Source organism: Thermoanaerobacterium sp. RBIITD (genome assembly GCF_900205865.1).
Lineage (GTDB): Bacteria > Bacillota > Thermoanaerobacteria > Thermoanaerobacterales > Thermoanaerobacteraceae > Thermoanaerobacterium.
On the sequence record NZ_LT906662.1, the window covers coordinates 2,561,410 to 2,576,066 of the forward strand.

Sequence of the window (14,657 nt, forward strand, 5' to 3'; positions counted from 1 at the left end):
GAAAGGAGCGCATACAATGCATGAAAATATTTGCCGATTATCATACACATACGATATTTAGCCATGGCCATGGTACTATAGAAGAAAATGTCAAAGCTGCTTTGAAGAAGGGATTAAAAGAAATTGCTATTACAGACCATGGCCCAGGTCATATATTTTTCGGTTTAAGAAGGCCCAATTACAAAAAAATGAGAGACGAGATTGATAGGCTTAATGAAAGATATCCTGATATTAAAGTACTTATGGGAGTTGAAGCAAATTTAATAAGTCTAGATGGAGATATCGACGTAGATGACGAATTGATGAGATATTTAGATATTTTGCTTATGGGTTATCATACGGGGGTTGCACCAAAGGATATCTATAATGGATTTAACATGTTTGGCAAAAATACAATGATAAAATTAATAAAATCTTTAAGGCCTGTAATAAGGAAACAGAATACGGATGCAATGATTAAGGCAATAAATAAGCATAAAATAGACATTATTACACATCCTGGTGCAAAAGTCGATATAGATACTGAAAGGCTTGCAGCGGCGGCAAAATCAAGAGGGACTTCCCTTGAAATTAATTCAGGTCATGGTTATATGACTGTAGAATATGTAAAAATTGCAAAGGCTGCAGGGGCAAAATTCGTAATAAATAGCGATGCACATACGGTAGAACGTATAGGAGATTTTGAAAGAGGTTTAGAAATAGCAAAAAAAGCAGGGCTTACAGTAAATGATATAATAAATGCGGAGGTGTGATTGTTGTGAGATTTGTTATAATTACAGGCTTATCAGGTGCTGGGAAAAGCCAGGCATTAAAAGCAATGGAAGATATAGGATTTTTTTGCATTGATAATTTTCCACCTGCACTAATACCCAAGTTAGCAGACTTATTCTATGAATCGAAAGATATTGATAAAGTTGCCCTTGGTATGGATTTGCGTGGCGGACAGTTATTTAAGGATATTTTCTCAGCACTCGATTATCTTAAAAAGAACAAATATGACTATGAGATTATATTTTTAGAAGCTTCGAATGAGACATTGATTAAAAGATTTAAAGAGACCAGAAGAAAGCATCCATTGTCAGACGGGGGTTCAGTTATAACTGGTATAAATGATGAAAGACAGAAGTTAATCGATATAAGGCGTATGGCAAACAGTATAATTGATACGACAAACTTAACTGCTGCACAGCTCAAACAAGAATTATTCAATATATTTATAGAAGGCAGAAAATTTAAAGGAATTATAGTTAACGTTATGTCATTTGGTTTTAAATATGGAATACCACTTGATGCTGATCTTGTATTTGATGTTAGATTTTTACCAAATCCGTATTATATTGATGAATTAAGACTATTGACCGGCAATGATAAAAAGGTAAGAGATTATGTAATGAAGTGGGAAGAAGCTAAGCAATTTCTTAACAAATTAGAAGATATGATTGAATTCTTATTGCCCTTTTATATAAGAGAGGGGAAGTCACAGCTTGTAATAGCTATAGGGTGTACAGGCGGTAAGCATAGGTCTATAACGATAGCAAATGTACTTTATGAATTATTAAAAAAGAGAGATTATACTGTTGTTATTACCCATAGGGATATAGGTGAAGAGTAAGCTTAATAAAGGTATTCTAATATACTTACAATTAGACGCTCATCCCTCAAAAACTAAATTATATTTTAGTACCATATTGTATGTGAGCATTATAGTTTAATCGAAAATTATCAAAATTACATAAATAAAGGGGTTGTATATAATGAGGGATAATAATGGGTTTTTATATGGTCCCAAAATTGTCGTTATTGGCGGTGGGACTGGGCTTTCTACAATGTTACGTGGATTAAAACAATATACACATAATATAACAGCCATAGTAACAGTAGCTGATGATGGGGGCGGATCAGGCGTACTAAGGGAAGACCTTGGAATGCTACCTCCTGGTGATATAAGAAACTGTATACTTGCACTTGCAAATACAGAGCCTACGATGGAAAAACTTTTACAGTACCGATTCAAAGATGGAATGTTAAAGGGTCAGAGCTTTGGAAACCTATTTTTAGCTGCAATAAATGGCATATCAGAAAATTTTGAAGAAGCTGTTAAAAAAATGAGTGAGGTACTTGCTGTTTCAGGCAAGGTTTTACCTGTTACGCTGGACAATGTTAAACTAAAGGCCAAGCTAAAAAATGGTATAGTAATAGGTGGAGAATCATTGATACCTAAAATGCAGATAAAGGAAAAGAGTCCTATTGAAGAAATATGCCTTGAGCCAAAAGATGCAAGGCCTGTTGATGAAGCACTTTTAGATTTAGTTAATGCAGATGGAATTGTATTGGGACCTGGTAGTTTATATACAAGTATAGTACCAAATCTTTTAGTTGATGGTATTTGTGATGCCATAGAAGGATCGAAGGCATTAAAAATTTATGTATGCAATATAATGACACAGCCTGGTGAAACTTTTGGATATGATGCTAATGAGCATGTAGAAGCACTTTTTTCGCATGGCTTAAAATCCCTTGATTATGTAATTGTCAATAGTGCCGAAGTACCTAATGAATACAAAAACCGTTATAAGGAAGATATGGCGCAGCCGGTTTCGTATGATTTGGATAAATTCAATCAAAAGGGTATAAAAGTGATAGAGAAAGATGTATTAGCTATAAAAAATAATTATATTAGACATGATGAGCAAAAGCTTGCAGAGGTAATAATCGATTTATTGACATAACATAAAATTTTAGTTCTAATTTAACAAAAAAACCTATTGACAATTGTAGATGTAAGATATAAAATAAATTTAAAGGTAAGCGCAACCGATTGCAACTGAATGCGCTTAAATGTTTCCCATTAAAGAAAGCGGTTGCTGTAATAATATGACATTATGCGGAGGTGATGAAGGAAGTATATACATTTTTAATTTATATGAAAACGCTTTAAACAAGTTTTGTTAAAGCTTTAAAATGGTTGATAACAATTATTATTGACAAGATAAAAAGCTTAAGAAAATAGTTGTTTAATGGAGAAGTATAATTTAACGTGTATTAAGTACCGCTTAAATTTGTCCTTTAACTTTTTGTTATTAAATTAAAAAGTAGAGGGCAATTTAAAAATCAATAAAAATTAAATAAATCAAAGGTATACGCCAAAATAATATAAAAATTTTGACGATACCTTAAAATTGAGGAGGTATTTTTATGAAACGTACCGTAAAGGGTATAGCTCTAATTTTGGTGTTCTTAATGGCTTTTTCAGTGCTCATTTCTGGCTGTAGCAGTAATAGCAAAACAGAACAAAATAAATCGACAAAAACAAATTCACCGGTAACATTGGATATATTCCAGTTTAAGGTGGAAATTAAAGATCAATTACAAAATGCGATAAATACTTACATGAAAGAGAACCCCAATGTCAAAATTAACCTTGAAACAGTTGGTGGAGGTCAGGATTATGGTGCAGCACTTAAAGCAAAATTTAATTCGGGGTCGGAACCGGCAATATTTAATGTTGGGGGTCCGCAAGATGTCGAGACATGGAAGTCAAAATTAGCAGATCTTAAAGATACGAAAGCCGCAAAAGAGGCATTAGATGGCACTCTTAAGGGTGTAACATTAGACGGCAAAATTTATGGTTTACCATTTGACCTTGAAGGTTATGGCCTTATTTACAATAAGCAAATATTTAATAAGGCTGGTATAGATCCTCTAAAAATAAATTCATTTGAAGCATTGACAAATGCGGTAAATACACTTGATTCAAAGAAGAAAGAGCTTGGTCTTGAAGCAGTCTTTGCTTTCCCTGCTAAAGAGACATGGGTAACAGGATTACATCTTTCTAATGCTTTTTTGTCACCCGAATTTACTGGAGATGTAATGAAAGCATTTAATGCAAAGAATGTAGAATTTAAATATGCAGATGCTATGAAAAAAATGATTGACCTTCAAAACAAATATTCAGTACAGCCTACGGCAAGCCTTGATTATAGCACACAAGTTGAAAAACTATTTTGTACAGGTAAAGTTGCTATGATTCAACAAGGCAACTGGGTATATCCGACAATAGAAGGATTTGATAAAAACTTTGCAGAAAACGATATTGGAATACTTCCATATCCAGTTCCTGGATTTGTAGAAGATAGCTATCCTGAAGGTGTTCCGATGTATTGGGGTGTAAATAGCAATAAATCAAGTGAGGTGCAAAAAGCAGCTAAGGATTTTCTCGATTGGCTATATACTTCTGATGAAGGCAAAAAAATAGTTACTCAGCAATTTAAGTTTGTGCCGGCATATAATGGATATGATAAAAGCAGTATATCTGATCCATTAGGCAAACAATTATTTGTTGCTGCAAGTAAAGGTAAGACATATGGCTGGGTATTTATGGGTTATCCAAATAATTGGGGCCAGAATGTACTTGGTGCTGATATACAGCTGTATGTTAGTGGTTCACTTGATTGGAATAAGCTGATTGAACATGCTAAGCAAACGTGGGCAGATGCTAGAAAATAATTGTTTAATTTTATAATTAAAAAGTGGGAGACGTATATTCTCCCACTTTTATAAATCATAGGAAGGAAGGGATATTATGTTATACAAAAAAAAATATACAAATAGTGGAACATGGTATTGGTTTTTTATAGCACCTACTCTTTTATCACTTATTATTGTTGTATTAATTCCATTTATTATTGGTATATATTATTCATTTACTGACTGGGATGGAATAAATCAGCCGTTGTTTATTGGTCTTAAGAATTTTATTATGCTGAAAAATGATTATGCATTTTGGAATTCAATATTATTTACCGCAAAGTTTTCTATAGCATGTATAATAATAATAAACATTATAGGATTAGGTTTTGCAATGTTAGTTACAAGAAAAATTTCTGGTAGAAATTTAATGCGTACGGCTTTTTATTTACCAAACCTAATAGGAGGGCTTATATTAGGATTTATATGGAATTTCATTTTTGTAGATGTATTTCAGTCGATAGCTAACGTTACTCATATAGGTTGGCTTAATGGATGGCTGTCTACTACTAACACTGGTTTTTGGGGTTTAGTTATAGTGACTTCGTGGCAAATGATCGGATATGTTATGGTAATTTATATAGCATATATAGAAAGCGTTCCAACCGAGTTAATTGAAGCATCAAAGATCGATGGTGCAAATTCTTGGCAGCAGTTCAAAAATGTTATATTTCCATTAATATCTCCAGCATTTACTATAAGCCTATTTATTACACTGTCGAATTCTTTTAAGCTTTTTGATCAGAATCTTTCACTTACCGCGGGTGCACCGGGAAATACAACGCAAATGATTACCTTAAATATATACCAGACGGCATTTTCAGCACAAGAAATGGCTTTAGGCCAAGCAAAAGCAGTAGTTATGTTTGTAATAATTGCGATTATTTCAATTGTACAGGTTTATTTTACTCAAAAAAGAGAGGTTGAGATGTAATGAGGAAAATAAATATTCATAAATATATATTAACAATATTTGGTATTTTATTATCTTTAATTTGGATTTCACCATTTTATATTATTCTTGTTAATTCATTTAAAACGAAAAAAGAGCTATTTATTAATACCCTTTCTTTACCTAAAAGTTTATTATTAGATAACTATAAAATAGCAGCTGCAAATTTGAATTTAAGTGAGGCATTTTCTAATTCTCTATTGATTACTATTTTAAGCATTTTAATAATTGCTATATTTTCTTCGATGACGGCATATGCTTTACAGCGAATAAAAAGAAGGAGCAGTACTTTAATATATATGATTTTTACACTTGCTATGCTTATTCCGTTTCAGGCAGTAATGATACCACTTGTTGCAGAATTTGGTAGATTTCATATGCTGTCAAAGTCTGGGCTTATAATAATGTATTTAGGCTTTGGTTCTAGCCTTGGCGTTTTCCTTTATTATGGCGCTCTAAAAGGAATACCAAGGTCGATTGATGAAGCTGCACTTATTGATGGTTGCAGTAGATTTAGAATATATTGGAATATTATTTTACCTTTATTGAGTCCAACGACAATTACTTTAACTGTACTTGACATAATGTGGATATGGAATGATTATTTATTGCCATCATTGGTAATAAATAAAGTAGGCTCAAGGACTTTTCCATTAATGATATTTTACTTCTTTAGTCAGTATACTAAGCAATGGAATCTTGGCATGGCGGGTCTTACAATAGCTATTATGCCGGTATTAATATTTTATTTTTTAGCTCAAAGAAAATTAGTAACTGCTATAATTGCAGGTGCTGTAAAGCAATAATAGAAATGACGTCTAATGATCTAAGGAGGCTTTGCATACAATTCTATAAATAACAGAGCCTCCACTAAATTGTAATAAAATATTATTATTTATAATAAAACAAAAAAATCTATTGACATTTGTAGATGTAAGATATAAAATAAAATTAAAGATAAGCGCAATCGATTGCAACTAAATGCGCTTAAATATTTCACATTAAAGAAAGCGGTTGCTGTAATAATATTGAAATAGGAGGCGTATATTTGTAGAGGGGCATTAACTTCATAATAAGCTGTAAACGATAGAATTATTTTCTCAATGCTGAAGACTAAATAATTATGAGGAGGATTTTTATGAAGAGATTTTTAAAGATTTTTGCATTATTTACAGTGATGGTATTAGTTTTATCAGCAGTATTGACAGGTTGTGGTGGCAGTAAATCAAGTGGAAATCAGACATCTAGCAATAACACTGCACAAGAACAAAAGAAGGGTTCTGTTTCTCTTACAGTATGGTCACACTTAACAGATACTGAAGTTGCAAAAGTTCAAGAAATTGCAAATAAGTGGGCTCAAGAGACAGGGAATACTGTTAAAGTTTTAGCAGATCAGAGCGATTTCCAGGCATATTCAACAGCAGCACAGAGCGGTAAGGGACCTGACATAATGTTCGGCTTACCAAATGATAATCTTGGTACATTCCAGAAAGCGGGATTACTTGCAGAGGTTCCAGATGGTGTTATAAATAAATCTGATTATGTTTCTATGAGCATTGATGCAGTATCATTTGATGGAAAATTGTATGCTATACCACTTGCAATGGAAACATATGCATTATTCTATAATACAGATAAAGTACCAACTCCGCCGTCAACAATGCAGGATTTAATTGACCAAGGAAAGAAAGTTGGATTCCAATATGACGTAAATAACTTCTATTTTAGCTATGCTTTTCTTGCAGCGAATGGTGGATACGTATTTAAACAAAGCGGTGGTAAGCTTGATCCTAATGACATAGGACTTAACAATGATGGTGCAAAAAAGGGTCTTGCTATGATAAGGGATTTCGTAATAACAGATAAATTTATGCCAGCTGATCTTAAAGGCGATATGGCTAAAGGTAATTTCCAAAGTGGGAAAATAGGATTATATATAAGTGGTCCATGGGATGTGGATGGCTTTAAGAAAGCCAATGTAAAGTTTAAAGTTGCTCCTATGCCGACGATAGACGGAAAGCCAATCCCGACATTTGCAGGTGTTCAGACTGCATTTGTAAGCTCAAGTTCAAAACATCAAAAAGAAGCATGGAATTTAATGAAATATTTAGCACAAAATACAGCATTACCATTATTTGAAACAGGTAACAGAATCCCTGTATTAAATAGTGCACTAAACAGTGACGAAGTTAAAAATAATGAGATAATGAATGCATTTGCTACACAGGCTAAAAATGCACAGCCAATGCCAAATATACCTGCAATGCAGGCAGTATGGACACCAGCGGGCAATGCACTTCAACTCATAACATCAGGTAAGGCTACACCTGAAAAGGCTGCTGATGATATGGTTAATCAGATTAAACAGGGTATAGCGACACAACAATAAGAGTAAAATCAATGAGGCCGGAGTTACGGCCTCCTTTTAAAAAGGAGGGCTATGATGATAAACGGGAATAGGATGCGAGACAAATTAACACCGTATGTATTTTTATCACCAGCCATATTGTCTATGACGATATTGAGCTTTTTACCTATTGCATATACTATTTATATTGCCTTCACAAATTTTAGTTTAAATCATTTTAAACAATATCAATTTGTGGGCATAAAAAATTTTATAGATATTATTAATGGACCATTAAAAACTGTATTTTTACCTGTATTAATCTGGACTGTTGTTTTTGCAACAATAGCTACTTTTGCAAATTATGTGATTGGATTATTTTTAGCTGTTTTATTGAATAATAAAAACATGTGGGAAACAAATATATACAGGGCAATACTTATAATACCATGGGCATTGCCGTCCACAATTGCTATTCTCGCATGGCAAGGTCTTTTTAATCAGCAGTATGGTGGTATAAATATGGTATTAAGTTATCTACACATTGCAAAGATACCGTGGCTTACAGATCCATTTTGGGCAAAAGTGGGCATAATAATAGCAAGCACATGGATGGGTTATCCATTTATGATGAATGCGTCCTTAGGAGGGTTACAGGCAATACCACCGGAGCTTTATGAAGTGGCAGATCTTGATGGTGCTACATGGTTTCAAAAATTACGTTTAATAACACTTCCAATGCTTATGACATCTGCATTGCCACTTATAATATCTTCATTTGCGTTTAATTTTAATAACTTTGGTTCAGTATTTTTGATTACGGGTGGTGGACCACCTAGAACTGATACTGCCTTTGCCGGATCTACAGATTTACTTGTAAGCTCGGCATATAAGATGACAATGAATTTTAATAGATATGACCTTGCATCTGCATTGTCTATAATAATTTTTTTGATAATTGGAACATTAAGTTATATTAACATGAGAATGACACATTCGTTTGAGGAGGTGGACTAAGTGGATATTTCTACAAGTGCCAAAATACCAAAGAGAAGTGCTAAGGTTACACACAGAGCAGATCATAAAATGCGGCCCAATGAAAGAGTTACTTTATGGGTTAGCAGAATAATAATATGGGCATTTATAATTATTATTCTGTTTCCAGTTGCATGGGTTGTAGGTGCTTCACTTGGCAAAGGTGATGCATTCTTCTCAGGAACGATCTTTCCAAAGCAATTAAGCTTTCAGAATTATATAGATTTATTTAGTAAAACTCAACTTTTGGCATGGATTAAAAATAGTTTAATACTATGTTTTGGTGTTGCGATAATTCAGTCAATATTGACATCTACTTCATCATATGCTTTCAGTAGGATGAAATTTGTTGGAAGAAAAAATGGATTAATGATACTACTGTTACTTCAGATGTTTCCGACATTTATGGCATTACCTGCAATATATGGGATACTTGCAAAATTAAATTTACTTGATAATCTATATGTGTTTATATTGGTTCTTGCCGGTGGCAGTGCATTTAATATATGGCTCTTAAAAGGATATATAGATGGCCTACCGAAAGAATTAGACGAAGCTGCCCTTGTCGATGGTGCATCATATTGGCAGATTTTTGTAAAGATCATTTTGCCACTTACTACTCCAATGCTTGTCGTAATTTTCTTATTTAGCTTTATTGGGACATATAGTGAATTTATATTATCAAGTGCAGTTTTAAAATCGCCTGAAAGTTATACAGTCGCACTTGGACTGCAACGTTTTATAAATAATCAATTCTCAGCGCACTGGACATTATTTGCTGCGGCGTCTGTCGTTGCATCACTGCCACTTGTAATACTTTTTATGGCATTACAGAGATATTTGCAACAAGGCCTTGCGGCAGGTGCAGTAAAAGGTTAATATTTGTTACACATGGAACATATTGGGAATACCGGAGATTTACTCCGGTATTTTTATGTATATATGTACATTTATATGGCAAAAATAATAGTAGTATATTTTGCTGTTAATAATTATATATTTTCAAGTGGAGGTCAATATGCGAAAAACAGTTGGAATACCAAAGGCGCTTTTATATTATAATTTTTATCCCATGTGGAAAGTATTTTTTGAAGAATTAGGTGCAGAAGTTGTTACATCAAGGAATACGTGTAAAAAGATAATTGATGACGGTGTAAAAAGCTGCGTTGGCGAGACATGTCTTCCTGTTAAAACATATGTAGGCCATGTAATAGATTTAAAGGAAAAAGGTGTTGACTATATCTTTATCCCAAGAGTTATAAGTGTTGAAAGAAAAAGATATTTATGTGCGAAGTTTTTAGGTTTACCTGACATGGTGAAAAGTCTTGTTCCAGATCTACCAGAGATAATCGATATGAAAATTGATTTGTATCGAAGTGATAATTCAATGCAGAAGGAAGTCTTAAGAATAGGGAAAAAATTCATCAACGATGAGGTGAAAATTTATAATGCATATTTCAAATCATTAGAAACCCAGAACAAATTTGAAAGCATTATGAAAAAAGGGCTATCATCTAAGGAAGCTATAAACTATCTTGAGGGTAAAAATATAAAGGTACAGAATAGCGGTGACTTAAAAATTGCTTTATTGGCACATTCCTATGACATTATGGATGATTATATTTGCATGGGAATAATCGATAGATTAAGGAAGATGGGGGCGAAAGTTACTACAACGAGTATGATGGATAGTTTCAAAATTGAGAGAGGTGCAAAAAAACTTCAAAAGGACCTTTTTTGGACATATGGCCGCGAAATTATAGGTGCTGGGAAGTATTTTCTTGAGGAAAAAGAAGTTGATGGTGTGATAACAGTATCTGCATTTGGATGTGGGCCAGATTCATTAACAGATGACTTGCTTGAGAGGGATTATAAAAGAAACGGAGGTATCCCGTACATGTCCATTACAATAGATGAACATACTGGTGAAGCTGGAATTACAACAAGGCTTGAAGCATTCATTGATTTATTGAGATGGCGAAAAGGAGAGATAATAGTATGAGAATAACATATCCGCATATGGGATCAATTAATATGATATTAAAGACTATGTTTGAAGGCATAGGGATTGATGTAGTCGAGCCACCACCAATTACAAACCATACTCTTTCACTGGGTGTTAAATATTCTCCAGAATTTGCTTGTCTTCCTCTTAAAATAAATCTTGGTAATTTCATAGAATCACTTGATAAAGGTGCTGATACAATAATAATGCTTGGTGGTGTTGGACCATGCAGATTTGGCTATTATGGCCAAGTACAAAGGGAAGCTTTAAAAGACTTGGGTTACAATTTTAAAATGATAATAGTTGAACCACCACATGGTAGATTAATTGACTTTTTAAGTGAGCTTTCAGGAGATTTTCCGGGCATTGGTTTTAAAGAAGCTATAAAAGCATTTATTTTCGCTGTTTCGAAGATGATTGCCGCAGATAAGTTGGAAAAACAGCTTCTTATATCAAGAGCACATGAAGATAAAAATGGAATTACTACAAAAATATATAAGAGATATATAAAAGATATTAAAGATGCAAAAACTAAAAGTGATGTGAACGATATTTTACGGGAAGGTATCAAAAAAATAAAGCAAAATTCCAATATAATAAGAGATATTCAATTGAAAGTAGCTGTTGTAGGGGAGATATACCTTTTGCTTGAACCCTTCTCAAATATGGATATATGCAAAGCTTTGAATGAACTAGGCATTGAAGTGACAAAAACAGAATATCTTTCAGATTATCTAAAGAACAGCGCATTTAAATTACCACAAAGATTAGAATTCAAAAGATATGCACATGGATACCTAGAAAGGGACATAGGAGGACATGGATTGAATACTGTCGCAAATACAGTAAAATATGCTAAAAAAAATTACGATGGCATAATACAGGTTTTCCCATTTACTTGTACACCAGAAATTGTAGCACAGGGGATAATTGCAAAAGTTGGCACGGATATGAATATCCCTATAATGTCTTTAAGCTATGATGAAAATACGGGGCAAGCTGGATACCAGACGAGGCTTGAAGCCTTTACAGATTTACTTGAAAGACGAAAGATGAAGTTATCTTCATAATTTTATTTTTTAGTCTTTTTAATATAAATCTATCATAAATCTTAAATAATTATTAATTATTTATTACATATCGAAAAATTTTATAATTATTGGTATACTTATAATAGGTAAAAATGTTAAAATAGAAAATGGAAGTATATGAATGGGGTGATTTTTGTGAATGAACTCGGTGAAATTTTAAAAAATGCAAGATTAAAAAAGGGAATGACACTTGACGACCTCCAAGAGATTACAAAAGTCCGCACGAGGTACTTAAAAGCGATAGAAGATGGCAATTTCGATGTAATACCTGCATTAGTTTATGCAAAGGGATTTATAAAGAGCTATGCACAAGCTGTAGGTATTAATTCGGATGAGCTACTTAATAAATACAGTTATTTATTTGAAGAAAAAAAAGAAGAGGAAGAGAAAAAACAAGAGGCTGCTTTGGCAAGTCTTGAAGAAGTAAGAAGTTTTGACTTATTTACATTTCTAAGGAAGTTAGTAAAGCCATTTATCGGAATTATAGTAATAGGTTTATTTGTCTACGGACTTTATTATATGGTAAATCAGATTAACAAGGGACTAGCACCATTGTCAAATACAAATCAGGTTGATAAAGGTAAAACTAATAATAATGATAATAATAAAAATGACACTACAAATAATTCTGTTTACAATAATGTGGTAAAGAAGACGTCAATACAGCAAATTAGAAATACACAGAGTGAATTTGATTATAAAGTTATACCCGAAAAAGATACTTATAAAGTCGATATAACAATACCTGGTCAAAAATGCTGGTTTAATGTTAAAGTAGATGGTGCAAGCACTTATGAAGGAATTTTAACAAATGGCATGACAAAAAGTTTTGACGTCAAAAGCAATATTGACATATTGATGGGAAACCCTCCAGATGTTAAAATAACAGTAGACGGGCAGGAAATTCCACATATAGATGTTCCAGCACCGGTTACATTAAAATTGGCAAAATAAGAAAGGAGTACTAAATTGATAAAACAAGCTATATTTCACAAAAGCGATACCCCATTTGCATATTCTTTAAATAAGGATGAACTGCATATAGTATTAAAAGCCGCAGCAAAAGATATAAAGAGGTCATATATATTTTACAGGGATAGGTATGATTGGAATGGGAAGTTTAAAGTAAAGCCCATGGTGCGTACACAGAGTGATGAGCTGTTCGATTATTTTGAGACAACATTAAAGCTTAATAAAAAATTTGCATATTATTTTTATTTAATATCGAATAATAGTGAAAAAATATATTATACTGAAAATGGCTTTTTTGATTCCAAACCACCTATGAATTATCATGGATATTTTCAGTTTCCTTATATATGTGAAAGGGATATCTTTTTTTCACCGTCATGGACAAGCGATTGCATATTTTATCAAATCTTCCCTGAAAGATTTAATAATGGTGATAAATCAAATGACCCCGGAAATGTGATGAAATGGGGAGAAAAGCCTAGCTCCAATACATTTTTTGGTGGAGACTTAAAAGGGATAATCGAAAAGATAGATTATTTAAAAGACCTTGGAATTAATGCAATTTACCTTACACCAATATTTTTATCACCCTCGACACACAAATATGATACGACAGATTATTATGTGATAGATCCACATTTCGGCGATATTGAAACTGCTAAGGAATTGGTAAAAAAGTGCCACGAAAATGGCATTAAAGTTATATTTGATGCAGTATTTAATCATTGCGGTTATAATTTTTTTGCATTTCAGGATGTAATTAAAAATGGTCGAAGTTCAAAATATTGGGATTGGTTTAATATATATGAATATCCTATAAAGATCGGTGATGATTGTAACTACGAAGTCTTTGGTGATCATGCATGGAGAATGCCAAAATTGATGACAAAAAACCCTGAAGTTAGAAAATATCTCCTCGAAGTTGCTAAATATTGGATCAAAGAAGTTGACATAGATGGGTGGAGGCTTGATGTTGCAAATGAGATAGATCACCATTTTTGGAGAGAATTCAGGGATGTTGTAAAAAGTACAAAATCTGATTCAATTATAATTGGTGAAGTGATGCATGATGCGTCACCGTGGCTTAAAGGTGATCAGTTTGACGGTGTAATGAATTATCCTTTTAGAAATGCTATGATTGACTTTTTTGCGAAAAGAACTATAAATTCTTCTAAGTTTAATACCATTTTAATTGAAAATATGATGAAACATATTGAAGCAGTTAATAGATGTATGTTTAATCTAATAGGAAGCCATGATACTGAGAGATTTTTGACGATGGCTGACGGCAATGTTTTGAGGATGAAATTAGCAATTGCATTTCAATTCACATATACGGGCATACCATATATTTATTATGGCGATGAAGTTGGTATGACTGGCGGCTATGATCCTGATTGCAGAATGTGTATGGTATGGGATGATGATAAACAAAATAAAGAAATTTATAATTTTTATAAAAAATTAATATCTATTCGAAAAGAAAATGAAGAATTAAGATATGGTAATTATAAGACATTGTGTGCAGAAGGTTCTATTATATGCTTTGAAAGAAAATATATGGATAATTCTATTGTTGTCGTTATAAATAACAGCGACAAAAGTGCCAAAATATCAATTCACGATATTATAGGCAAAAGGGATATATTGGGTATGAATGAATATCAATTGAAAAAAGATTATGCTGTCATTGAGCCAAATAGTGCATATATATTAAAGTAACCTTTA

13 protein-coding genes are annotated in these 14,657 nt (G+C 32.8%); all 13 read left to right on the forward strand.

Annotated elements, in window-relative coordinates; translation table 11 throughout:
• Nucleotides 1-20: 20 nt before the first annotated feature.
• The 13 genes from CPG45_RS12330 to CPG45_RS12390 all read left to right on the forward strand — a co-directional run bounded on the left by CPG45_RS12330 (nt 21) and on the right by CPG45_RS12390 (nt 14,651).
• Complete coding sequence (locus tag CPG45_RS12330; protein WP_096232207.1) at nt 21-752, forward strand: PHP domain-containing protein; 732 nt, start codon at nt 21-23, stop codon at nt 750-752.
• A 5-nt stretch (nt 753-757) separates the two neighbouring features.
• Nucleotides 758-1,612, forward strand: coding sequence for an RNase adapter RapZ (gene rapZ / locus CPG45_RS12335; protein WP_096232208.1), 855 nt, complete (start codon nt 758-760; stop codon nt 1,610-1,612).
• Between the two features lie 142 nt (nt 1,613-1,754).
• Nucleotides 1,755-2,729 (forward strand): gluconeogenesis morphogenetic factor MgfK, encoded by a 975-nt coding sequence (gene mgfK / locus CPG45_RS12340; protein ID WP_096232209.1) that lies wholly within the window; start codon nt 1,755-1,757, stop codon nt 2,727-2,729.
• Between the two features lie 466 nt (nt 2,730-3,195).
• A complete protein-coding gene (locus tag CPG45_RS12345) occupies nt 3,196-4,506 on the forward strand; it encodes an ABC transporter substrate-binding protein (RefSeq protein ID WP_096232210.1) in 1,311 nt (436 codons plus the stop codon).
• Nucleotides 4,507-4,582: 76 nt separating this feature from the next.
• Nucleotides 4,583-5,461, forward strand: coding sequence for a carbohydrate ABC transporter permease (locus tag CPG45_RS12350; RefSeq protein WP_096232211.1), 879 nt, complete (start codon nt 4,583-4,585; stop codon nt 5,459-5,461).
• A complete protein-coding gene (locus CPG45_RS12355; RefSeq protein ID WP_096232212.1) occupies nt 5,461-6,285 on the forward strand; it encodes a carbohydrate ABC transporter permease in 825 nt (274 codons plus the stop codon). The genes CPG45_RS12350 and CPG45_RS12355 overlap by 1 nt, the downstream gene beginning before the upstream one ends.
• A 332-nt stretch (nt 6,286-6,617) precedes the next feature.
• Complete coding sequence (locus CPG45_RS12360; RefSeq protein ID WP_096232213.1) at nt 6,618-7,868, forward strand: sugar ABC transporter substrate-binding protein; 1,251 nt, start codon at nt 6,618-6,620, stop codon at nt 7,866-7,868.
• 54 nt (nt 7,869-7,922) lie between these two features.
• Nucleotides 7,923-8,843 (forward strand): carbohydrate ABC transporter permease, encoded by a 921-nt coding sequence (locus tag CPG45_RS12365; protein WP_096232214.1) that lies wholly within the window; start codon nt 7,923-7,925, stop codon nt 8,841-8,843.
• A 69-nt stretch (nt 8,844-8,912) separates the two neighbouring features.
• Complete coding sequence (locus CPG45_RS12370; protein WP_231969119.1) at nt 8,913-9,740, forward strand: sugar ABC transporter permease; 828 nt, start codon at nt 8,913-8,915, stop codon at nt 9,738-9,740.
• Between the two features lie 139 nt (nt 9,741-9,879).
• Complete coding sequence (locus tag CPG45_RS12375) at nt 9,880-10,863, forward strand: acyl-CoA dehydratase activase-related protein (RefSeq protein WP_096232216.1); 984 nt, start codon at nt 9,880-9,882, stop codon at nt 10,861-10,863.
• Nucleotides 10,860-11,936, forward strand: coding sequence for a hypothetical protein (locus CPG45_RS12380; RefSeq protein WP_096232217.1), 1,077 nt, complete (start codon nt 10,860-10,862; stop codon nt 11,934-11,936). The genes CPG45_RS12375 and CPG45_RS12380 overlap by 4 nt, the downstream gene beginning before the upstream one ends.
• Nucleotides 11,937-12,092: 156 nt before the next feature.
• The gene (locus tag CPG45_RS12385) at nt 12,093-12,911 is read left to right on the forward strand and encodes a helix-turn-helix domain-containing protein (RefSeq protein WP_096232218.1); all 819 of its coding nucleotides are present in this window, start codon (nt 12,093-12,095) and stop codon (nt 12,909-12,911) included.
• 15 nt (nt 12,912-12,926) lie between these two features.
• Entirely contained in the window at nt 12,927-14,651 is a 1,725-nt protein-coding gene (locus tag CPG45_RS12390; protein ID WP_096232219.1) for a glycoside hydrolase family 13 protein, read from the forward strand.
• The last annotated feature ends 6 nt before the right edge of the window (nt 14,652-14,657 follow it).